Source organism: Flammeovirga sp. AWQ4_249 (assembly GCF_056161045.1).
In genome coordinates this window covers 1-23,349 of the sequence record NZ_JBSWYJ010000034.1, presented here as the reverse complement: position 1 = coordinate 23,349, position 23,349 = coordinate 1, and the positions used below count along the sequence as shown (strand labels likewise).

The following is a 23,349-nucleotide window of genomic DNA, read 5'->3' as shown; positions in this document are numbered from 1 at the left end:
GATTCATAGGATTAAAAACCAGCTTAAATCATTATGTCTAAATTTTTATACAATGAAAAACTTACTTTTAACAATTTCATTAATCGCTTTTTTATGCTCATGTAATTCAAATGAGGAAAGTATTACACCTAATGACACCACTTTAGAATATACTATTGCAACTGCAGTAGACGCATCAAACAATTTTACATTAGCACTTCAGTCCACAAAAGAATCTCTAAGTGAAGGAGTCAATACCGTAGCATTTGTATTAAAAGATTCTTCTATTATCGAGCCAAATGGGCAATGGAAAATAACACCAATAATGACAATGATGCATGGTGAAATGTACCATATGCATTCTACGCCAACGTTAGGTTTTGATGAGCAAACAACAGGTGGTTCGGGTATCGGTCAGATCTTATTTATGATGCCTACAGTAGAAATGGGAAATTGGAAGTTAGAAGTTTCTTATACTAAAGATGATACAGAAATTGCCACTTGGGAAATGGAGATTACCGTTAATGCAGTAGAATTCTTAACGAATGATGCAGCCTTTAAAACAGTGATCAATACTGGGTATGGAGAAGGAGATGAATCATTGATCTTAGGCTATAATTTCTTAGAAGGTCAGCCTTCAATGGGAAGTAATGCCTATGAAATATTAGCTTTCAAGAGAATGCCTAGTCATGATCATATGAGCTTGGAAACTTATATTCCATTAAATAATTTAGAAATAGTTGTAACACCATGGATGCCTTCACCTTCAATGAATCATGGGTCTTCGAATAATACTGATCCTGTATTTATTTCTGAAGGGAAATATGAAGGAATAGCCAACTTCACAATGACAGGTGGATGGCAATTAAAATTAAACATCGAAGAAGAGGGAAATACTATTCTCGATGAGGAAGGTCAAACATTCTACTTTGAATTTTAATCCATGTCAAAACAACTAATTTTCAGTATACAAGTCCTCGTGGTTTGTATGCTGAATCCTTTTATTAGTTTCAGTCAGGACGCTTTAAAAACGATTTTTCTTGAAGAAGTTGAGATTGAAATGGACACAATTCCTGCGGACAACTATTTGCTAAGTGTAGACCAATACATGCAACAAAGGAATGATATTCAGTTAATCAAAAGAGGAAATTTTGCCTATGAACCGATTGTAGAAGGTTTTACTGATGGTCAAATTACAGTTGCCATAGATGGGATGCGTGTTTTTGGAGCATGCACGGATAAAATGGATCCTGCAACTTCCTATTTAGAGCCTGTTAACCTAAAAAAATTAACGGTTTTAAAAGAAAATGAATCGCAAATGTATGGTACTTCATTGGGGGGTACAGTGACGGCTGAAATGAAATACCCTGAATTGAAAAATGGTTTTCATGCTGGTACTCAAACGGCTTACAGTTCAAATACAAATGGATTTGATGGTAACATTTTCATTGAAGAGTCAACGGAAAAATGGGGGATTCGTTATTCAGGTGCCTACAGAAATCATCAAAGTTATAAAGATGGTCATGGAGAGATCGTAGATTATACACAATATAAAAAGCAAAATCATACGTTGACATCACGTTATTCATTTACAAAAAGTGATGAATTAACTATGTTGTTTATGTATGATCATGGCCAAGATATTGGATATCCTGCATTGAATATGGATGTGAGTTCTGCAAAAGCAATCATGGGAAATATAGGTTATTCAAAGCATTTTGATAAAGAACACCTACATCATTTAGAAGCAAAAGTCTACTTCAACGATATACATCATGTGATGGATGATACCCAACGTGAGAATGTGGCTATTCATATGGATATGCCAGGACAAAGTACTACGATGGGAGCTTGGTCTGCATTGCATTGGAATTTTGAGAAGCACAAAACGACAGCAAAACTGGATTTTTATAGCAATCATCTTTTTGCTGATATGACAATGTATTCTCCTAATGGAGGTGCTGATATGTACATGTTGACTTGGGGAGATATTCAAAGAAATGCCTTAGCTTTTTCTATAAATGATCAATGGCAACTTGAATCTCGATTAAAATTAATGACCAATATTCGTATAGAAACAGCTACCAGCGAATTGCAAAATGAAGAAGCGAAAAAGCAGTTTGAAACGGTGAATTATTTTATCGATGGTCCAAGAAATGAATGGGCAGGATCACTTTCAGGGCTTTTTCAGTATGATCTAACGAGTCAATTACAAGCTAAATTTGGCGTTTCTTATACTTCTAGAATGCCTTCAGCTAGTGAATTGTATGGCTTTTATTTATTCAATGCAAGTGATCGTTATGATTATATTGGTACACCTGATTTAGAAAATGAAAAGGTGACGTCATTTGATTTTACATTACAATATCAAGAAGATCTATGGGGAGTAGGAGTCAGAACAAAATGGGCCTTTATTCATGATTATATTGTAGGTATTGTGGATGATAATTATAGTAAAATGACACCTGATGCCCTTGGTGTAAAACGCTATCAAAACATTGATAATGCAAAAACATCACATCTTGAATTCTTTGCTTATTTGCAAATTCATAAACAATTGAAATATGATCTAAGCTTGGTAAATGAACATGGTTTTATTGATGAGTTACATTCTTCTCTGCCTTACCAAAGGCCTCTAACAATCAAACAGTCCTTAAATTTCCAAGTGAAAAGGTTTACAACGACATTATTTTATGAATATAGTATCGGGATGAAAGATCCAAGTGAAATTCTAGGAGAGCAAACAACAGATCCTTATCATCTTGTAAATTTGGATTTTACCTATGCATTAAAAATGTCAAAAATGAACTGCTTCATAGATTTTGGAATTCATAATTTACTCAATGCTTATTATGTAGATCCATTTGCTTGGAATGAAATCCCAAGTATTGGAAGAAATTTGAAGGCAAGTATAAGAGTTAATATATAAGAAAAGGGGCGATGTAAATCGTCCCTTTGTAAGTTGGAAGTTTTTTATAGAGAAAATATTATCTAGGCATAGCTTTACAATGTATAACTTTACCCGTTTTTCTGTTAAAGGAAACAAAGACTTGAGCATCATCGTTTACATCAATTCTGACATTAATCACTCCTGATGTGTAAATCAAATCTTTGATTTGAGCACTTCTTATGCCGGTTTGAAATTTACAAAAAAACTCTTCAGTGTCAAGATTGTATAAGTAAGTACTCTTTTTCCTATCATGAATACCTACCCAATCCTTTAAAACGTCTCTTGCTTGAACTTCTTCTAATCGATAATTGACATAGTTTTCTAACCTTATTAATCTATCCTCTTTGGCATTGAGTTCTTCAACAACAAATAATAGAAATAATGAAAATATAGTAGAAATTAATGTTTTCATAGACTTCTTAGTTATGTTCTTGGGTGTGTTTATATAACATATTTATTCATACATAAATTCTCATTTGTAATTAATTCAACCTTTGTTGTGAAAAATTACTTAAAATCATGTCTTCTAATTGAATAATGCTATGTTAATCTTTAAATAGTACAAATATAATTATATTGTGTTGGTGTAATAAAATAAATGAGTTTTACCTATAATATTTATTATTGAATGTAATAAGCTGGGTTTAACTTTTTTCTTAAATGAAGAATTTTGGATTGATATCTATTTTATGTACAACTAACATAATTTAAGATGATTTGTGATAAGCATCAATTCTTACTCATTTTTTTTATAAAACTTCTTCCATTCCTCTTATAAACTAAGACTTTTACTATTTTTGAGCAAATTTTATAAATAGAATGCCAACAAGAACGATCCCATTAGACAAAATCGAAGAATTACTTTCAGTGTTTGAAAGTAAAATTGTTTATCACGAAATAACGAATTCATATACATTATCTGAAGAAGGAAATTTTCAATTACGTTTACCCTGGAGTAAAAATCGAGAACTGAAGAATACAGGTTTAAAATACGTAATTTGTATTATTCAAACAGAAAGTGCATCAGTAGGACTTATTGATAATGGTCAATTGGTAGATCATAAAACTTTTTCGACGTATGCTGTACGTAAAAAACAAGGAAAAAGTCAGATTAAATACTTAAAAACCAGAGGGAAATCAAAAGCAGGTTCGAGACTTCGTTTAGCCAATACAATTAACTTTTTTGAACATATCAACGAACGTTTGACCACTTATTTTGAGGGACATTCTATTGAAAAAATTGCCTTTAGTTGCTCCAAAATTTTGATTCCCTATTTGTATAGTTCAAAAGTAAAATGCCCATTTGATAAAAAAGATGAACGCATTTATAAAATTCCAAAGCATTTACAAAATGCAAATTTTGAGGATCTACAGATGCTTCATAAATACTTAGAAAAAGGAGCATTTACGTTTGAAGAAAATGATACAGAGCAAGCCGATTTAGTGCTGTCAAAAATTTTTAAAAAAGATGAATAAATTATTATTAAGCTTAATTTTACTAAGCTTCACAACAGCTTTTGGACAAATTAAAAATAACAAAATGAAGGATACTTTCACGTTTGAAGGAAGAATAAATTTTGATGAATCGACAGCAAAAATTTATTGGCCTGGATCTTCAATTTCTTTTGAACTAGAAGGGTCTTATTTAGATATTATTCTTAGTGATAATGGAGGTGAAAGTGCTTATGCAATTATTATTGATGGTGTTGAACAAGAAAACATAATTCGACCTACTTCGTCAAAGAAGAGTTATCGTATATGGGAAAGTGTAAAGGAAGAAAAACACACATTTATCATTCATAGAAGAACAGATTATACTAAAGGGACAACAACTTTTTATGGTATAGAAACAGATGGGAAATTTGCGAAAATACCAAAGAAACAGAAACATATAGAGTTTTATGGAAATTCTATTACGGTAGGATACGCCAATGTAGACACAACGGGTGAAGATAATCCATATTATACGAATAATTACAAAGCTTATTCGGCACTTACTGCTAGACATTTTGATGCAGAAATGACATGTATTGCAAGAAGTGGTATTGGTGTTACAGTAAGCTGGTTTGATTTGATTATGCCTGAATTATATGATCGTTTGAATCCTAATGTACCAAATTCTCAATGGGACTTTAAGCAAAAAACTCCTGATTTGATCGTTGTCAATTTATTACAAAATGATAGTTGGTTATATCAAAATCCTACTAATGAAAATTACATCAAAAGAATAGGTAGATCTACACCTGACGAAAAATTTATAGTTGAACATTATAAGGTATTTATCCAATCAATTCGCGAAAAATACCCTAATACCAATATTGTTTGTGTAGCGGGATGTATGGATTTAGTGAGAGATGGCTCTCCATGGTATGGATATGTTGAAAAGGCTATCGAACAATTGAAAGACAATAAAATCTATACTTATAAGATGCCTTTCTTGTCTAAAGGAAGTCACCCAAATGTTGAGATACATAAAGAAATGTCAACTTTATTGATTGAATTTATTGATAAAAAACATCTTCTTTAACATAGAAAAATACATAGATTAAGACTGTATTTTTTTGAGATTCCTCTTATTAAAAGAGGGATTTTTTTTATTCATAAAGTTTATTCTTTAGCTTCTTTACATTAAAGCATAACTCAAAAACTGAAACGCACATGTACGGTATTGTAAACAAAGCTATAGAAGGATTGGTCACTGAAAATTTTGGAGAAGACAAATGGGAAGCGATCTTAAAGGAAAGTGGTGTAGACCATGATGTTTTTTCTGGAAATGAAATTTATGATGATTCCATAACTTTTGATCTTGCGATTGCAGCTTCAAAAGTTTTAGAATTACCTTTAAGTGATGTCCTCATCGCATTTGGTAAATACTGGGTGTTGAATACTGCCAAAAAACATTATGGATCACTGATGGATACTGGTGGAAATACATTGAAAGAATTCTTTGTGAACCTTCCCAACTTCCATAGCCGAGTAATGTTACTTTACCCAAATATCCAACCTCCAGAATTTGATATTGAGGATATCTCAGAAAAAGAACTCAAATTAAAATACTTCTCAAAAAGAGAAGGATTGACGGACTTTGTACATGGACTTATTCTTGGATTAGGTGAGGCTTTTGATATTGAAGTCCAAACCCACCTCATTCAAGGAAGAAAAGACGGTTTAAAGTACGATGAGTTTTCTGTAACGTGGTAATCAATGGATATAAAAGTAGGTAAAGCCAATTTAGATGTAAATCTCATTTCACCTTTCTATTTTTTAATAGATAAGGACATGACCATATTATCAGCAGGAAAAAGTTTGACGAAGCTTTTTCCTGATTGTGCTTTACAAAAACTTGAAAATATATTGAAAATGGCTCGCCCATGGAGTATCGAAATGGAGTACGAGCAAATCATTAATCAACTAAAAAAAGTATTCGTTTTCCAGAATACTGAAAGACAATTAGTTCTTCGTGGGCAAATCATTCATTTAGAAGAGGAGGAACAATTAATTTTCCTTGGTTCACCATGGATGAAAACTACAGATGAATTAGTCAAACACAAACTTGCACTTACTGATTTTGCCCTAAATGACCCTACACCAGATGCAATTCAACTCTTAAAGATGAATGAAATCAATCTAAATGAGTTGAAGGAAATGACCACTAGATTGAAAGCTCAAAAGGCTGATATTCAGGAAAAAGAAACCTTATATAGGGGGTTGGTGGAAAATGCCTCTGAGATGATCTGTAGTTGTGATACAGAAGGGAAGCTTTTGTATGTCAATCCAGCTTCTATGAAAATTACGGGTTATTCTGAAGAAGAGTTGACGGGTTCGCTTTTCTTTAACCTTATTTCACCAGCACAACGAAAGGAAATTACAAACCAATTTAAAAACCAGCTTAAAAATAAAATTGATAAGGATATTTATGAATTTAGTATCCTAAGTAAAGAAAAAAGGGTAGTATGGCTTTACCAAACACTGATTGCTATAAAAGATGTGGAAGGTGAGATCCAAGGCTACACTTCTGTAGGTGTCGATATTTCTTTAAGAAAAGAAATGGAAGAAACACTTGAGAATGCTCGTCAAAAAGCATTAGAATCAGCAAGAATTAAAGAGAGATTTATTGCTAATACTTCACATGAATTAAGAACACCAATGAATGCTATTATTGGTTTGTCTAATTTATTAGTGAAAACACCACTTTTACCGAAACAGCTTGAGTTTATTGAAGCTATTAGAACGTCCTCGGAAAACCTTTTGGTAGTGATTAATGACGTTTTAGATATTTCAAAAATTGAATCTGAGAAACTTGAAATTGAATTTATAGAATTTGATCTTCAAGAAAAAATATCTCTGTTCGTTCGTTCATTAGAAATTAGAGCTACAGAAAAAAATATTCTGCTAAATCATGAGTGGGACACTAATCTTCATGTAAATGTTGTAGGTGATCCATTTCGTTTGAATCAAGTTTTAACCAACTTAGTGAGCAATGCGATTAAATTTACAAACGAGGGTGAAGTGCGTTTGGAAGTTAAATTAGAGAATGAAGAAGATAACAAACAGTTTGTCGTTTTTAATGTAGTCGATACAGGAGAAGGAATTCCAAAAGAAAAACATAACACTATTTTTGAAGGGTTCTCTCAAGCAGATGCCTCTATTACTAGAAAATTTGGTGGAACAGGACTTGGTCTAACTATCAGTAAAAGTCTCGTTGAACTCATGGGTGGGACTATAAAAGTGGAAAGTGAACTAGGAGTTGGATCTACCTTTAGTGTTCGAATACCTTTTGAAAAATGTGATATCAAAGAAGTCAATGAGGATGAATTACTAATGCCGGAAGAGGTAGATTGGAGTGATTTCAGTGTACTTGTAGTGGAAGATAATCAATTCAACCAACTATTAGCGGAGAATATCCTGAATCAATGGAAATTGAATATTGAAATCGTAAACAATGGCATTGAAGCAATTGATATACTCAAAACACATACTTTTGATGTCATTTTGATGGATATTCAAATGCCTGAAATGGATGGTATCGAGGCAACACAAATCATTAGGGATAAACTACAAATTGCAACTCCTATCATTGCGCTTACTGCCAATGCGATGAAGGATGACTTAGAATACTATAAGCAAATTGGAATGAATTCTTGTGTGACCAAACCTTTCCAACAAGATGATCTTCAGAATGAGTTGTATAAATTATTGATCAAGGATGATGTAGTTGATGAACATGAGATTGATCTAAGTACATGGAAAGGGAAAAAAGTCCTGGTTGTAGAAGACAATGAATATAATCAATTGTTAGTAATCTCTATCTTAAAAGATTGGGGCTTAGAAGTTTCAAATTCTAATGATGGCTATCATGCACTCCAAGTATTAGAAAAAGAAGATTTTGATCTAATACTTATGGACATTAAAATGCCTAAAATGGATGGGGTGGAAACTACAAAAATTATACGTGAACGTCTAGGAAAGAAAATACCAATAATCGCTTTTTCTGCTCACCTAACAGAGAAAATTGAAGCTTCATTTTTGGATGTAGGAATGAACGGTTGTATTCCAAAACCATTTAAAGTGGGGCAATTAAAAAAGATGGTGCATGATATTTTCAACCTAAATAATACGGAAAGTAATCAAGAACAAAGCATCAAAAAACCTACTGAAAAATGGAAGGGAAAAAGAGTCCTTGTGGTAGAAGATAATATGTTTAATTTATTATTAGTGGTGAATATCTTAGAAGGTTGGGGGATGGAAATCACAACTGCAGAGAATGGTAAAGAGGCCATAGAAAAAGCAGAAACAGATGAATTTGATATTGTGTTAATGGATATTCAAATGCCAGTAATGGATGGTATTGAAGCAACAAAATATATTAGAAATAAATTAAACAAGGAATTACCAATTATCGCCCTTACAGCAAACTCGTCAGAAGAAGAACGTAAACTTTATGAAGTGACAGGGATGAATGCATGTGTTTCTAAGCCTTTTGATTTAGAAGAATTTGAGAATACAATCAAACAATTTTTATTACCTGACGAAAAAGAGAAAACACAAAACTGGAAAAATAAAAGAATACTTATAGTAGAAGACAATCCATTTAATATTTTACTTCTAAAAGGGATTCTTGAGCAATGGAAAATGAATATTGATGAAGCAGAAAATGGGAAACTTGGCGTTGATAAAGTAAAAGAGAATACCTACGATTTAATTTTCATGGACATTCAAATGCCAGAAATGGATGGAGTAGAAGCAACCAAAATTATACGAAATGAGTTGTCTTCAGAAGTCCCTATAATTGCTATTACTGCTAATTCAGAACCTGAATTAGTAGAAAAATATCTGGATGTCGGTATGAATGCCTGTATACCCAAACCTTATGGTCAAGAAGAATTACAAAAATCCATCATGAAGCATCTCTAATGACCGTGATTTACCCTTGAAAAGTGCTATAATTCGAAATATTTGGAAGTAAATCACAAATAATTTTAAAGATTCTCCAATATTCTGAAAAAAGGTATGTCAAAAGCTTTTTTTTGTACTCGCTATTTTAGTAATTTGTGAGCTAATTGAGAATTGACTTAAATCTTTTTTCAGTTATACTTTTTTCTTCTCATTATTTAGGGATGAAAAAAGGAATTCTTAAAGAATTAGTTTGAACAGAATATAATTTCAAAGTAGAAAAATAAATATGTCAGTACTATCTTTCCAAAAGCCAGATAAAGTAGTAATGGAAAAGACCGATAATGATAATAAAGGTCTTTTTGAATTTAAACCATTAGAAAGAGGTTTCGGTGCAACAATAGGAAACTCTTTTAAGCGTGTACTACTTTCATCTCTAGAAGGATATGCGATTACGGGTGTGAAATTCCCAAATGTCGTACAAGGATCATCAAAGATCAGCGGTATTATTGAGGAGGTTTCTGAAGTGGTATTAAACTTAAAACAAGTTCGTTTTAAGCGTTTCGCTGAAGAGCCAAATACAAAGATTACAGTTGACTTTAGTGGTAAAAATCAGTTTACTGCAGGTGATATTGCACAATATACTGAGGATTTTACTATCCTAAACCCAGATTTAGTTATCTGTAACTTGGAGACTGCTAGCCTTAAGATGGAATTAACAATCCAAAATGGTAGAGGTTATGTAGCTGCAGCAAACCAAGCTTTACCAGAAGCAACTGATGCTGAAGGTGTAATTCCAGTTGATGCAGTATTTACTCCAATCAGAAATGTTGAGTACCAAGTAGAAAATACTCGTGTAGAGCAACGTACTGACTACGAAAAATTGACGATCACAATTGAAACGGATGGTTCAATCGATCCTCAAGAAGCGTTACAAGGTGGTGCTAACATCTTAATTCAACACTACGCTCAAATCACTGATAAGGATATCACTTTTGAAATCCATAAGAGAGAGAACGAAGTGGAATTGGATCCAGCAGAAATCAAGAGACGTGCTATTCTTGAAACTTCTATTGCTGACCTTGAGTTATCAGTTCGTGCTTACAACTCATTAAAAGCAGGTGAAGTGAAAACTTTAGGTGATTTAGTTTCTCTTGAGATCCGTGACCTAATGAAATTCAGAAACTTTGGTAAGAAAACTCTTACTGAATTAGAAGAATTATTATCTGAAAGAGATTTAACTTTCGGTATGGACGTTTCTAAATACCGTTTAGGTGAGAAATAATTCATACGAATAAAAAATAAAATAGAAAGCTGATAGGAGAAATCTTATCAGCTTTTTTTAATTTAAAAGCATAAGATCTTCTGATGAAAAAGAAAATTAAGATTATTGAAGTACCTGATTTTGTTGAAAAACTAATAGCCGTAGTTTGCTTTTTATTTGTAGCAATTGGAAGTTTTGCAGATGGATTTTCAATTTCTGAAATGACGGCAAATATATTTATAGGTGTTGGATTTGCTGGTCTCTTAATTTATCAAAGCAGGGTTTGGTGGTTTCCATATTACGTAGAATGGAATAAAAAACAGATATATATTAAGATAACTGGAGGACAAAAAGGTTTCAAATTGAAATTTACAGAAATACAATCTGTTGTACTTCAAAAAAAGGATTGGATATTAAAATTGAGAAATGGGGAGACAATAGAAATTCCTATTGAACATTTGGATAGAAATGACCTTCAGGTACTACAAATGATCACAATGGAAAATATCATTGATAAGTTATAATGAAAAAGTATCCAATAGTTTAAGAACTGTTGGATACTTTTTTATACTGTTTTTCTTTTCACACTTTTTTTCCCATGCATGTACCAAATAATACCTGCAAATATACCTACTAAACCTAATGTATGATAGAGTCTAAAACCATTTAGAGTATAGGTATAAATAAACCAGAATACATCACTGACTATCGGAAGAAAGAAAGAAATGAGGGCAGCAAATATACCCTTGATTCTATAAGCTTGCTGTACCATAAATAAATGGTAGGCGATAGCAAGAAACGGAAATACACCAATTATAAAATTTAAAATGTAGTCTTTGAAACTTTTCATTTCATTATCAATTTGTTATGGTGTAATTAGTACAATATTAAACAAGTTGACAACTTTAAAGATTTAATAATTTTAAAAATAGAGACATTGCTGAGTAAAATCTTCAATAGATGTTGAGTAATATCACTATTCCTTATTGGGCCAAATGAACAACACTTTGGGCTAAATTGCCAATACGATAAAATAACACATTTACGATATTTGTATTAACAAAACAACGTTAATCATCGAAATATCATAACCATGAACAAAAAAACGCTACTACTTATTCTAGCTATCGTATTATTGACAGGCTTAAGTTCTTTCTTATTTACAAGAAAGGAAACAAATAAAATTACAATCAGACAATACATCCCAGCGAGAGTAGATAAAGTATGGGAAATTGTTGGAGAAGACTTTGGAGGAATAGCAAAAACAAATCCTAGTATTCTTAAATCAGAACTAATCAATGGCTATAAAGCTTCCGGTGAAGGTGCCGAGAGAGTTTGTCATTTTGATTATGAAGGCACTCAGTATATTCATGAGAAACAAGTGGATTTTAATCCAGAGGATTATTCTTTTAAAGTGAAAGTTTTCCATGTTCATGGAACACCGTTAAAAGAAAATGAAAGCTTCGCTGAATATAAATTAGTACCGAAAGATGCAAATACATGTGAGTTGATTTTTTCGTTTCAATATGAAACAACTCCATTTTTCTTAGGAGATATAATGAGACCTTTTATGCAAGAAGATCTTGAAGATTATCTTGTTGGTATTCAGCATTATGTATTAACTGGAGAAAATGTTAATCATAAAAATATAGAAGAAGTAAAACAAAAATATGATGTAAGTAGTTTATAGGCTAACATTATCAAAGATATTAAAAATCAGTAGTAAGTAAGGATTGAATAATAATGAACAAATTTATTCATTATCAAAAAAAAGAAAAACCAAAGACATTGTCTTTGGTTTTTTTATATACAAACCTTTAATAAGGTCAAGTAATTTTTTAAATCTTATTAGTTAAAGATATATCTTAAACCAACTTGCATTCTCCATCTAGAATATAATGAAGTATTATTTACGAAAGTTGAAGATCCACCTTTGAATTGGTATGTAGGTACATTACCATCACCGCCTTGCTCGTATCCAACAAAGTCAATAAATCTATCATTAGCTACATTTTGACGAACACCCCATGAAGAATTAATCATGTTGCCTAAGTTTTGGATATCTAATGAAAGCTGTAATGTGTTTTTCTTACCCCCAGTGATGAAGCTGAAGTCTTGTAAGATCTTCATGTCGATTTGTGTATACCAAGGAGAAACAGCACCATTTCTTTCAGCATATGTTCCTCTACGGCTACTTAAATATTCATCTTGACCAATATATGCTTCTAATTCTGTCCATTGTTGAGCTGCAGACTTCACTACATTACCGTTACCGTCTGTAATGTCAACTAATTGAATTTGATCAGGAGAATTTGGAACGAAAATTAAGTCATTTCCAAAAATACCATCTCTGTTCATATCACCTGCATAAGTGTAAGAGAATCTGTTACCTTGAGCAGCTTCCATGAAGAAGGCAATTGAAGTACCTAAGTTTTTCTTCTTACCATATTTCATTGCGTAAGCAACTGAACCGATTAATCTATGTTTTAGACCAAATTTAGAGTAAGATAAACCAGGACGGTTAGGATTACCAACAACAGCGTTTCTTTGGTAAGCATCCGCAGCAATTTCACCTGGGTTTGAAGTAATATCTTTTGCTTCAGAGTATGTATATGCACCCATTAATGAAAGACCAGACTTGAAATTCTTTTTCAATTGACCAGTTAAGCTATACTGGTAACCTTTGTTAGTGTTATCCAACATGATCATACCAGCATCTAAGAATGAGCTTTCAGGACCACTGATCTCATTGTCCCAAAGTACTTTATTTCTAGGTCCAGAAGCTGGGTAGATCTCTCTATTATCTGTACCAGTAGCTCTTTCTCTAGCTGAAGTCATATTGTAGTTTACATGCTGAACAGCCTTTAAATCTTTTGTGTAAATAGCTTCAAAAGTACCAACAATACCACCTGGTAATTCATGATCAATAGCAAAGTTTGTTCTCCATACTTGAGGGAATCTGAAATCTTCAGTAGAACCGTTTAACTGGAAAGTATAGAAAGGATCAAATTGTGTATTTGAGGCTTGATTAGAAATCCACACGAAAGGAATACGACCTGTAAATAGACCAGTACCACCTCTTAATTGCGTCTTATTCTCACCGTTTACATTGTAATTAAAACCAATTCTTGGAGAGATCATTGGCTTATTTGAAGGTAATTTAGTGATATCAACTCTTGCACTTTCATCATTTTGGTCTACCCAACCATCATAATCTAAAACTTGTTGGTTTTGTTGGATATCTGTTAAATAAATTGGCATATCCATTCTTACACCAAATGTTAAAGTTAGATCATCTGTAGCATTCCACTCATCTTGAGCATACAAAGAGAACTGTGCAACATTTACATCAACAGATTTTACAGGGGCACCAGTAACAGCATCTCTGTATCCTTGGTATCCACCGTATCCGTCAAAGAAACCATCTAATGATGACTGTAAACCAGCTACATTACCTGAAGTGTATTCATAACCACCAAAGAATGGATATCCATAACGTTGTAAGTTAAATGCATTTTTGAAACCAAAGTATTCAAAACTAACACCTGCAGTAATAGTATTCTTATTTGCATAAATTGTAAAGTTATCTGTGAATTGGAATACATTCTGATCTAAAACATTTTCAACTGAGAATTGCTCTGAACCAAAAGAGACGTAAGTTGTACCACCTTTTACAATATCAACCATTGGGAATGGCATCTCATTAGGAAGTGTTCTTTCGTCTCTAAATGCTGTAAAACCAATTTGAACTTTATTCGAATATTTATTTCCAAAACGGCTATTCAATTCCGCCATGAATGAATCAAAATTGTTGTGGATTCTATACCCTGAGTTTTGGAATTGCATAGTATTCACTGAAGGAGTACGTAATGATGGTGCAATAGCAATAGGGTGAGGTAAGTTATCTTTCCAAGAGGTCATGTGATTGTAACGGAAAGAGAAGGTATGAGACTCATTGATGTTCCAATCGATTTTTGCTAAGAACTTATCATTGTAAGTATCTAAATTGTAATTTTGGAAAGGACCTGTTTCATAACCGTACTGATCCATTAACATTTGGCTGATATCCATTAAATCTTGTTCTAAAACTCTAGAAACACCATTGATATCACCATTTAATGCCGCTTGAGCTTCATTTTCATCTTTAGCTGCTCTATAAGTTGTAGCAGGATCAGAACGTCTAGTAAATTCTGCGTTAGCAAAGAAGAAAAGTTTATTTTTTAAGATTGGACCACCAATACTAAAACCACTTTGTTGATATGATAAATCAGGGTTAGTGATTGTAGTACCATCTACTTGATCACCAATCATGCTTCCATTTCTGAAATAATGGTATAGTGTACCTTTGAATTCGTTTGTACCTGATTTAGTTACAGCATTTACACCTGCACCTGTAAATCCACTTTGACGCACATCATAAGGAGCTAAAGACACTTGAACTTGTTCAATGGCATCCAAAGAAACAGGTTGTGAGTTAGTCTGTCCACCAGGAGTTGCTGCATCCAAACCAAATGAGTTATTGAAAATAGAACCATCCAACGAGAAGTTGTTGTAAAGGTTGTTTCTACCGCCAAAACTGTTTCCATCTGATTGAGGTGTCAAACGAGTGAAATCTTGAGCTGAACGACTAATTGTAGGCATTACTCTCAAAGTAGTTTCGTTGATGTTAGTCATCGCTCCAGTTGCTTCAGAGTTTGCTAAACCATTTGTAGCAGTGATTTCGATTTCATCAAGTTGTTCTGCTTGTGCTTTTAAAACAACATCAAGTTTAAAAGTTTTACCTAACGCTAACTGTACGTCATTGTAAACAGTTGGAGTGAATCCAACATATGAGATGGTAATTTTGTAAGGACCCCCAACACGCATGTCTGGGATAAAATAACGACCGTCTGTACGAGTTGTTACACCGTAACTAGTACCAGAAGGGGTATGTACTGCTTGTATAGTAGCACCAATTAGAGTTTCACCAGCATCATCAGAGATTAGACCGCCAATAGAGGAAGTTGTTGTCTGTGCTAGTAATGAAGTACTGCAAAAAAGTAGTACTAAAAGAAGTTGTAAATAACTTTTCATTAGTTGATTAGAAAAAGAAGTTAATTAATGTTGCAATATTATTAATTTAACATTGTATTTTCTATTTCTTCATATTAACATGCGATTAAACATGTTTTGAATATTTACTAATATATCGTTATCTATAGTGTCATATTATCATTAAATATGGATCTCATTGAAACATATTTAATATTAAAGTCAAATTAACAACTGAATGAAAATTCACTTAATTTATAAAATTACAATAATTTAACAAATAAATGTAAATGTCATTTTAACAATTAAAACCAAACCTTAATAAGATTTTGTTATTTCTTTATACAAATGATTAAGGTCTTTTTGTAGTGCTTTATGATTACAAAACAAAACACCCGTTTGGTTCATAAATGAATTGTTTTGATTAAGAGGGAGATCATCCAATGAACATGTTGTAGCATAAAATTCAGCACTTTTGAACAAGGCAGAGGTGGCTGCATAATCCCACAAACTTCCACCACCGTCTTTCTTTTTGGGGAATTTAAAATAAGCGGCTTTAGAATTTGCTTCCAAGACCCATATCGCATTCATTCCAGCACCACCATAAGAAATGATTTTTGGTGATGAGTAGCCAAGACTTTTTAATTCACTAATTACTTTATCAAAATGAGAGGTTTGAAGAAAGCTCCTATCAAAAACTAATGTTAATCCTTCATCTGTGATCTGAGGATTAAAAGGTTCATCGTTTTTAAAGAGTCCTTTTGTCGGATGATTATAAAATAGATCATAGGTTTTAGGATTGAATAAAATACCTAAAACTGATTTTCCTTCTTTTGTTACCAACGCAATATTTATACAATATCCATCTGTTCCTTCTGTAAATGGGAGAGTACCATCTAAAGGATCAATACACCAAAAGTAGTCTTTCTCAAACCTAGAATTATTGTCTATTGCCTCCTCTGAAAGCAATCCTAAATCATATTTCTTCAAAGTAGGGTTTAAATAGTGAAGAATGATTTCTTGACTTCTTAAATCGGCTTCGGTCAAAACTTGAGCAGCAAGGTTTACAGCATCTTCTTTCTTTTGTATAGAGAGATTTTTGAGATTAAAAGATTGAATTGCTTTACCAGCTTCTAGAGCAGCATCAATCCCAATTTTTAATAATTTTTCGAGGTGTGAATGTTCTAAGTACATATTATGAAAGTTGCTGAATCACTTTTTGAGCTAATTTTTCACTGTAAGAGTTGATTTTCCAATGTCCTGGGCTCCAACCTTTAAGGAAACGGTGAAAATCAGTCCATGCAATGGCAAATAGAGAAGACCATTCTTGAATGACCTCTTTAGGATTAATATCTTGATGATAGTGTTGAATTGCCTCTTTTAAATAGGTAAAGTATGTCGTTAGAATACGATCCTCATATTTTTCACAATCTTCTTCTGACATACAACTTCCAACAAAATAAATAAGATCTTTCATCCCAATTCCGCCACCAATATATTGGAAATCAACTGCAGCTACATTTTGACCATTTTCAGAAAAACAGAAATTCGCCAATTTAGCATCACCATGAACGATAGTTTTAAACTTCGCCTGATTTAATTGGTTATCTATTTTCTTAGTAACTTTTTTTAAGGGTAAATCATCCAAAGCTTCTAATTCATCAGGTCTTGTAGCCAAATGCCAATAAGTTCCTATCTCCCATAAACCTTTTGGATCAGTATTTAAAAAACGAGCATGGAAATAGGCCATCCAAGAAAGACATGCATTGATCTCAGTCCAACCCACTTGATGCAGGCGGGCAGGGTAACCACTTTCATCCAAGTCCTCCATGATAATTAATACATCACCATTAAATTCATCATATGCAAGACAAGTCGGTATTTTCATATTGTCATCACAAAAGCGACTATAATGATGATACCAATTGGTCTCTACTTCATAAGATTTTACCTTTCTAAGGTGAGAAAAATCTGTATTCCAACCTCGAGGATGATTTTTTTGTTCAGATAGTTGAACATGTTTCACAATGATGGAATCATATTCTTTTCCATCTACCTTATATCTTTTGATACTGCCATATCCACTCCAAAGTTGTTGAATCATCTCCACCTCTTGAATACTTACAGCATCAATTAATTCTCTTATTTTCTCATTAATATTCATAGCCAAAACGAATTCAGTTTTTCACTTTTCACTTTTCACTTTTCATTCTTCACTTTTCACTTATCCTGTGATTATTTTCTTTTCACCCCACGAACAGCTTCTTCTGTCCAAGGATCATCAGGCCAAGAATGTTTCGGGTACCTTCTTTTCAAGTCTTTTTTAACTTCAAAATAGGCATTATTCCAAAAGCTATTTAGGTCAGAAGTGATTTGAACAGGTTTGAAACCAGGAGATAAGAGATGCAAGACAACACCTTGCTTTCCACCATTGACCATTGGCGTATTTTCTAAACCAAAGCATTCTTGAAGGCGAACTGCTAGCACAGGTGGTTGCCCATTTTCAAGGTATTTTAATTTAATATTCGAACCGCTTGGTACTTTAATTTTGGAAGGAGCGAGCGTATCTAATTTTTCTTGTAATTCCCAAGGAAGACTATGTTGTAAAATATCCTTTAAATCAATTTTCTGAAGATCAGAAGGTTTTTTGATTTTATCTAAATAAGGGCTCAACCACTTTGTAGCAGTGTATAATAAGGTGTCAGTAGAAACATCTGGCCATCCTTCTTTAGGATTCCATTTTCTTAATGATAAAATTCTTGCTTGCCATTGTTCTACTTCTTTGTCATTAAAAGGCAACAATTGACGTCCCTCTTTCTTTACAGCATCCAATATTGCTTGTTGTAAATGTGAAGGATCAGGATTGTTGATAGGTGTACTTTTTAGAATAATATTACCAATACATAATTGCTTGTTGGCAATTAAACCACCTTCATCAGTATCCCATTTGACAACTTCTTTTTCTTTGACCATGGGTGCTAAATCTGTAGGATCTAGAGGAGAAGCCATAAAGATTTTTCCCATACCATCTCTAGCATCAATATGAGCAACAGCCAACCAAGATTCATCTGCAAGATCATCACGGTGACCGATAGCAGCTATTTTACCATTGGCTAATTGGAATTGCGCATTGTTTCCTGGTTTTGCACATGCAATTCTCTCTGGATAAGCATGCGCCAATAAAAGACCCGTTTCGAAATCATCAAAGCCATGGTTGTCTTCTTCAACTTTAAATAATTTTCGATAAACGTCTGCGATCTTATTAATTTGTCTGAAACGAGGATTCCCTTTCGCTGATGCTCTAGAACGTCGTAAAGCGGTAATTCTCGTATTGATATCTGTACCACTATTTTTAGGAAGTGGATCTCTTTCTTCTATAATTGCAGCAAGGTCTGACGCGAGAGGAAGTAAGTCATTTTCTTCAGCAAAAAGCAACATGTGTGCGATACGAGGATGACAAGGAAGACGATGAATAGCTTTTCCATGTTCTGTGATTTTTTCATCTTCCAAAGCCTCTAGTTGTGCGAGCGTATCTTTAGCCTGTGCAACATGGCCTGATGGGGGAGGAGTAACCCAAGCTAATTCGTTAGGGTGAATAATACCCCATTGAGCTAAATCAAGAACCAAAGAAGTCAAATCTGCTTGTTCGATCTCTGGTTCTCTCGTTTCTTCCAAACGGGAATGTGTTGTTTTACTCCACATTCTATAGCAAACACCCGGACCTAATCGACCCGCTCTACCTGCTCTTTGATCCGCAGCATCAATAGAAACCATTACAGTTTCTAAGCGAGATAATCCAGAGTTTGGATCAAATTGTTGGATACGAGTATAACCACTATCAATAACGATTTTAATTCCTTCAATCGTCAAACTTGTTTCAGCAATTGACGTTGCTAATACAACTTTTCTTTTTCCCTCTGGGTGAGGAAGAATGGCTGCTTTTTGCTTATTAAATGGGAGTTGTCCAAAGAGGGGATAAATCCCTATATCTTTTGTATGTTGTCTTAAAAGATCATTACACTTCATGATTTCTCCTTGCCCTGGAAGGAAACAAAGGATATCTCCATCATGTTCTTTTAAAGCATTTTGAATAGTTTTGGTCATCAATTCTGGCAAGAGATAACGATCTGTATCCCCCACATAATATTTCTCAACCGGATACATACGACCTTGACTTTCAACAATAGGGCAGTTATCCAAAAGCGCCGAAAGTTGAGGCATATCTAGAGTAGCTGACATTACCATGATTTTAAGATCATCTCTCAAGACTTGCTGACATTCTCTGCAAAGCGCCATAGCAAGATCGGCATGCAAACTACGTTCATGGAATTCATCAAAGATCACAATTCCTACTCCCTCCAGCGCATTGTCATCTTGTAACATTCTCGTCAGAATACCTTCAGTGATAATTTCAATACGCGTATTTTGAGAGACTTTGACATCAAAACGCACACGATAACCTACTGTTTCACCGACTTTCTCACCTAGCATATCAGCCATTCTAGTAGCAATAGATTTTGCTGCTAATCGTCGTGGTTCCAAAAGGATAATTTTTCTTCCTTCCAGCCACTTTTCTTCCAATAAAGTTAAAGGAACTAATGTACTTTTACCTGCGCCTGGAGGTGCTTTCAGAATAATAGTAGAATCGCTTCGAAGGTAATTACGAACTTCAGGAACTACCTCTGCGACAGGTAGATTGAATTGATGAAAATCTAAACTCACTTTGCCTATTTTGCTTAAGATGTATAATGAAGCTGCAAGTTAAGATATTTATTATGAAAGAGAAGGTGAATGGTATAATCCAGATTACTCATTAAGGTTTGATAGGAGGTCATCTTTTCTATAGTCAAAAGATAGGTCATCATTTTTTTGGGTAGTGCTAATTAAAATATTCAACCTAATTTTATTTGATACTACCTTTAATTCTTCTTGTGATAGCTTATTTACCTCTTTTGAGTAGTAAGCAAAAGCCACTTTTTGGTAAGCCTTTTTATAAGTAGTATAAATTGAATCTAATGCATTAGTTACCTCTTGGATTGGTGTGTTTTTAGAATATCCTAATTCGAAAAATACTTTATTATAGTACCTTGGTAAACCACTTATTTTATCAGGATTAAACATAGTATACAATAACTTATCAGTATTTAAAGAGGTTGTATCATTTATCCTGATGATATTATTTGTCCGTATTAATACACAATTACCTTCACCCCACATACACAAAACACCAGAATTTGTAGGGATCTTTTTTTCTTGATGATAGGTTAGAATTGTATACTCCGTACCAAAGTCACACCTTTTATTAATGACTTCTTTTTGAAGTTCGTAAAAAGTATGCATCGTATCCAAATTAACTTGTTTTCTGTCATCATAGAAATCATTGTATTCAAAGAGAAAATCCTTTCTTTCTATTTCAAATGAAGAGAGAAACATGAATAATGTGAACGCAACAGTTATAAAAGGTAAGAAGACTTTATGCATTGAAATATCTATTTATTTTTAGTACTCTATAAAGATAAGAAAAGTATTTGTTAATTTATTTCAATGAAAAACAATAGTAACAGGGTGTATATTTTTATATAAATAAGGTAGGAATGAATAATAATAAGTCTATATAATGATTTTTAATAAAACCTTTTTATATTTAAGTTATGTGCTGTTTAAAATTTTTATTTTGAATGACCATAATCAAAACAAAGCTTATGAAGAACATTATTACTTTTTTATTTTTAGTTACTTTTTCAACTTCAGTATTTTGTCAAACTGATCAACAAGCGTCTCAAAATACTTCAGAAGATTTTTTTCCAGAGAAACTTATATTAGCTAGTTACAATCCATTCTTAAACTATAGCACTTCCTATTCTTACATCAATAATATGAAGTATGAAAATACAATGGGAATAGATTCAAAAAACATAGCTAGTAAATGGTTCAATGCGGTTCCAATGGTCCCGTTAATGTCAAATCCTCTAATAGATGAATATGCTGTGGAATTAGAAATGCGTCAAGCAATATATTATGGGATTGATGGTTTTAAATTTAAGTATCTTTTAAAAAGTACAAATGCTTACAGAGAAAAATTTAAGAATCTACTATCTACTTTTGTCAAAGTGGCAGAAGAGAAAAATCTAGATTTTAAATTTTCAATCAATATAGTCATCAACAGAACAAAAAAGGATGATTCAAATGTAATGATGGAAAAGTTGGGTTATGAATTGAATCAAATTTTTTCTGCTACTAAGTTTTCAAAACAATGGTTGAGAACAAAAAATGATGAAGTTTTACTTTTTACAACCAAAACAACCCATGTAGAAAATACATTAATGGGAAATTATAAAGATCAATTAAATAGAAATCCGCAATTAATTGAAAAGGTAAAAGAAAAATATCAAATATTACAAAAAGAGATCATTACACCTACTGTTGTTGTTTTCCAAGTTAATAACCTAGATTTAAATAAAAATATTCCAATTGTACTAAAGCATTTTAAGGCATTTTCAAATGCTAGATATCTAACTAAAAATCATGAAAAAATAGAAGCATTTAATGCTTTATGTAAGAAAGAAAATAAGATTTTTATTCCTAAATTATATGCAACTCAACAATATTCGGATTTATCTTCAACAAAAGATCATCGTAATTTAAATCAACATGAAAATAAAGGTTTTGGTCTTGAAAATAACCTTAAGGAATTAACAACGATTAATACCAGGTTTTCAACAAAACTGATTGAATATTTAAACCGAAATGTAAAAGAAAATTCTACTATTATTGATATTGAGTCTTGGAATAACTTTCAAGAGGGAACTCATTTCTCTCCTGAATTACATCATGGTTTATTGTATGGTTTAATTCTTCGCTATTATTCAAAAATTCTAAAAGGAGAATCAATTCTTTCAGAAGATGAATTTGTTGGTATTTCATTCAAGAATATGCTAACTGATGAATTAAATACTAATAATACTATTAAATTAGCTTCAATAAATATAAGTGGTACCACAGAGACTTTGGATAGTTTGGAAGTGGTATCAGTACTGAATGAAGAAGGGAAACTTTATTTAAATGGTAAATATGTTCAAGATGTTCCTAAAGGGATAAATACAATTTACTTGCCTAAAGAGGAAGGGAAATTAGCAGTTTTAATTAAAAGAAAAACGAGTGGAAACCTAACCTTAAGTTCTCCAAAAAGAGTGACTGGGATGAATGAAATGTTAGATATTATGACCTATTGTTTCACATCAAAAGATGAAAGAAAAAAAGAAGAGTGGTTTGATTTTATTCTTGAAAAGGAAATAGCTCAAATGAATAAAAGATTTTTACTTTCAACTGAAAAGCAATTGAAATGGAAAGAAATAGCAAGAGAAAGGTATGCTAAAAGTGAAAAAGCATTCTACGAGAAAGGAAATGTTCCAAAAGATTATTATCAGTTGATAGAAAAAAGTTATGATGATTATAAAAAGGGTATAAAGTCGCTTTTAGATGATTTTCAATATCAAGTATGGCTGGAATTAGAAGAAAATGCCAGAAAGAACAAGGGAATTAAAAAATTGGTGACAGAACAAAAAGATATATTGAATGGATATAATCAATTAGATCCAACAAAATTAAGATAAAACAAAAAAGTGTGAGCAATACCGAGATTACTCACACTTTTTTTATTTAAATACCCTAAGGTAATTACTTCTTGATTAAACCTAACTCAATCAATCTTTCTGTTAAGAATTCACCTGCA

At 32.6% G+C, this 23,349-nt stretch carries 17 protein-coding genes; 10 read left to right on the top strand and 7 right to left on the bottom strand.

The annotated features are described in order from the left end of the window. The first annotated feature begins 52 nt into the window (after positions 1–52). Positions 53–919 carry a hypothetical protein gene (locus ACXAHM_RS19825; RefSeq protein WP_474963664.1) on the top strand — a complete coding sequence of 289 codons (867 nt, stop codon included), beginning with the start codon at positions 53–55 and terminating at the stop codon, positions 917–919. Positions 920–922: 3 nt separating this feature from the next. Next, positions 923–2,908 (top strand): TonB-dependent receptor plug domain-containing protein, encoded by a 1,986-nt coding sequence (locus ACXAHM_RS19820; RefSeq protein ID WP_474963662.1) that lies wholly within the window; start codon positions 923–925, stop codon positions 2,906–2,908. Positions 2,909–2,966: 58 nt separating this feature from the next. On the opposite strand, the gene ACXAHM_RS19815 is transcribed toward ACXAHM_RS19820, so the two are convergent. Next, positions 2,967–3,341 carry a hypothetical protein gene (locus ACXAHM_RS19815; RefSeq protein WP_474963660.1) on the bottom strand — a complete coding sequence of 125 codons (375 nt, stop codon included), beginning with the start codon at positions 3,339–3,341 and terminating at the stop codon, positions 2,967–2,969. 407 nt (positions 3,342–3,748) lie between these two features. On the opposite strand from ACXAHM_RS19815, the gene ACXAHM_RS19810 reads away from it, so the two are divergent. The 6 genes from ACXAHM_RS19810 (at position 3,749) to ACXAHM_RS19785 (ending at position 11,110) form a co-directional block, all read left to right on the top strand. Then, positions 3,749–4,405: a hypothetical protein gene (locus ACXAHM_RS19810; RefSeq protein ID WP_474963657.1), complete on the top strand. Its 657-nt coding sequence runs from the start codon at positions 3,749–3,751 to the stop codon at positions 4,403–4,405. After that, positions 4,398–5,456 (top strand): SGNH/GDSL hydrolase family protein, encoded by a 1,059-nt coding sequence (locus ACXAHM_RS19805; protein ID WP_474963654.1) that lies wholly within the window; start codon positions 4,398–4,400, stop codon positions 5,454–5,456. The genes ACXAHM_RS19810 and ACXAHM_RS19805 overlap by 8 nt, the downstream gene beginning before the upstream one ends. Positions 5,457–5,587: 131 nt before the next feature. Further along, entirely contained in the window at positions 5,588–6,130 is a 543-nt protein-coding gene (locus ACXAHM_RS19800) for a heme NO-binding domain-containing protein (RefSeq protein ID WP_474963652.1), read from the top strand. 3 nt (positions 6,131–6,133) lie between these two features. Continuing rightward, positions 6,134–9,343, top strand: coding sequence for a response regulator (locus ACXAHM_RS19795; protein WP_474963650.1), 3,210 nt, complete (start codon positions 6,134–6,136; stop codon positions 9,341–9,343). Positions 9,344–9,611: 268 nt separating this feature from the next. Then, the gene (locus ACXAHM_RS19790; RefSeq protein ID WP_474963648.1) at positions 9,612–10,607 is read left to right on the top strand and encodes a DNA-directed RNA polymerase subunit alpha; all 996 of its coding nucleotides are present in this window, start codon (positions 9,612–9,614) and stop codon (positions 10,605–10,607) included. An 83-nt stretch (positions 10,608–10,690) separates the two neighbouring features. Then, positions 10,691–11,110, top strand: coding sequence for a hypothetical protein (locus ACXAHM_RS19785; RefSeq protein WP_474963646.1), 420 nt, complete (start codon positions 10,691–10,693; stop codon positions 11,108–11,110). Positions 11,111–11,151: 41 nt separating this feature from the next. On the opposite strand, the gene ACXAHM_RS19780 is transcribed toward ACXAHM_RS19785, so the two are convergent. Then, a complete protein-coding gene (locus ACXAHM_RS19780) occupies positions 11,152–11,436 on the bottom strand; it encodes a hypothetical protein (protein ID WP_474963644.1) in 285 nt (94 codons plus the stop codon). 243 nt (positions 11,437–11,679) lie between these two features. Here ACXAHM_RS19780 and ACXAHM_RS19775 point away from each other — a divergent pair, with 243 nt between their 5' ends. Continuing rightward, the gene (locus ACXAHM_RS19775; protein ID WP_474963642.1) at positions 11,680–12,276 is read left to right on the top strand and encodes an SRPBCC family protein; all 597 of its coding nucleotides are present in this window, start codon (positions 11,680–11,682) and stop codon (positions 12,274–12,276) included. 158 nt (positions 12,277–12,434) lie between these two features. Here ACXAHM_RS19775 and ACXAHM_RS19770 read toward each other — a convergent pair whose 3' ends face one another. The 5 genes from ACXAHM_RS19770 to ACXAHM_RS19750 form a co-directional block, all read right to left on the bottom strand. After that, on the bottom strand, positions 12,435–15,659 hold the full coding sequence (locus tag ACXAHM_RS19770) for a TonB-dependent receptor (RefSeq protein WP_474963639.1): 3,225 nt from the start codon (positions 15,657–15,659) through the stop codon (positions 12,435–12,437). Between the two features lie 276 nt (positions 15,660–15,935). Then, positions 15,936–16,811 carry a 3'(2'),5'-bisphosphate nucleotidase CysQ family protein gene (locus ACXAHM_RS19765; protein WP_474963636.1) on the bottom strand — a complete coding sequence of 292 codons (876 nt, stop codon included), beginning with the start codon at positions 16,809–16,811 and terminating at the stop codon, positions 15,936–15,938. A 1-nt stretch (position 16,812) separates the two neighbouring features. Further along, positions 16,813–17,781, bottom strand: coding sequence for an oxidoreductase family protein (locus tag ACXAHM_RS19760; RefSeq protein ID WP_474963634.1), 969 nt, complete (start codon positions 17,779–17,781; stop codon positions 16,813–16,815). A 71-nt stretch (positions 17,782–17,852) separates the two neighbouring features. After that, positions 17,853–20,339: an ATP-dependent helicase HrpB gene (gene hrpB / locus ACXAHM_RS19755; protein ID WP_474963632.1), complete on the bottom strand. Its 2,487-nt coding sequence runs from the start codon at positions 20,337–20,339 to the stop codon at positions 17,853–17,855. An 84-nt stretch (positions 20,340–20,423) separates the two neighbouring features. Then, entirely contained in the window at positions 20,424–21,098 is a 675-nt protein-coding gene (locus ACXAHM_RS19750; protein WP_474963630.1) for a hypothetical protein, read from the bottom strand. Positions 21,099–21,319: 221 nt separating this feature from the next. On the opposite strand from ACXAHM_RS19750, the gene ACXAHM_RS19745 reads away from it, so the two are divergent. Then, positions 21,320–23,230 (top strand): hypothetical protein, encoded by a 1,911-nt coding sequence (locus ACXAHM_RS19745; RefSeq protein ID WP_474963628.1) that lies wholly within the window; start codon positions 21,320–21,322, stop codon positions 23,228–23,230. The last annotated feature ends 119 nt before the right edge of the window (positions 23,231–23,349 follow it).

What these genes read in the sequence shown, in the direction of transcription:
- ACXAHM_RS19815 (WP_474963660.1), bottom strand. Translation starts at nt 3,341, where the DNA reads ATGAAAACATTAATTTCTACTATATTTTCATTATTTCTATTATTTGTT.
- ACXAHM_RS19770 (WP_474963639.1), bottom strand. Translation starts at nt 15,659, where the DNA reads ATGAAAAGTTATTTACAACTTCTTTTAGTACTACTTTTTTGCAGTACT.
- ACXAHM_RS19765 (WP_474963636.1), bottom strand. Translation starts at nt 16,811, where the DNA reads ATGTACTTAGAACATTCACACCTCGAAAAATTATTAAAAATTGGGATT.
- ACXAHM_RS19805 (WP_474963654.1), top strand. Translation starts at nt 4,398, where the DNA reads ATGAATAAATTATTATTAAGCTTAATTTTACTAAGCTTCACAACAGCT.
- ACXAHM_RS19790 (WP_474963648.1), top strand. Translation starts at nt 9,612, where the DNA reads ATGTCAGTACTATCTTTCCAAAAGCCAGATAAAGTAGTAATGGAAAAG.
- ACXAHM_RS19760 (WP_474963634.1), bottom strand. Translation starts at nt 17,781, where the DNA reads ATGAATATTAATGAGAAAATAAGAGAATTAATTGATGCTGTAAGTATT.
- ACXAHM_RS19780 (WP_474963644.1), bottom strand. Translation starts at nt 11,436, where the DNA reads ATGAAAAGTTTCAAAGACTACATTTTAAATTTTATAATTGGTGTATTT.
- ACXAHM_RS19810 (WP_474963657.1), top strand. Translation starts at nt 3,749, where the DNA reads ATGCCAACAAGAACGATCCCATTAGACAAAATCGAAGAATTACTTTCA.
- ACXAHM_RS19775 (WP_474963642.1), top strand. Translation starts at nt 11,680, where the DNA reads ATGAACAAAAAAACGCTACTACTTATTCTAGCTATCGTATTATTGACA.
- ACXAHM_RS19820 (WP_474963662.1), top strand. Translation starts at nt 923, where the DNA reads ATGTCAAAACAACTAATTTTCAGTATACAAGTCCTCGTGGTTTGTATG.
- ACXAHM_RS19800 (WP_474963652.1), top strand. Translation starts at nt 5,588, where the DNA reads ATGTACGGTATTGTAAACAAAGCTATAGAAGGATTGGTCACTGAAAAT.
- ACXAHM_RS19825 (WP_474963664.1), top strand. Translation starts at nt 53, where the DNA reads ATGAAAAACTTACTTTTAACAATTTCATTAATCGCTTTTTTATGCTCA.
- ACXAHM_RS19795 (WP_474963650.1), top strand. Translation starts at nt 6,134, where the DNA reads ATGGATATAAAAGTAGGTAAAGCCAATTTAGATGTAAATCTCATTTCA.
- ACXAHM_RS19750 (WP_474963630.1), bottom strand. Translation starts at nt 21,098, where the DNA reads ATGCATAAAGTCTTCTTACCTTTTATAACTGTTGCGTTCACATTATTC.
- ACXAHM_RS19745 (WP_474963628.1), top strand. Translation starts at nt 21,320, where the DNA reads ATGAAGAACATTATTACTTTTTTATTTTTAGTTACTTTTTCAACTTCA.
- ACXAHM_RS19785 (WP_474963646.1), top strand. Translation starts at nt 10,691, where the DNA reads ATGAAAAAGAAAATTAAGATTATTGAAGTACCTGATTTTGTTGAAAAA.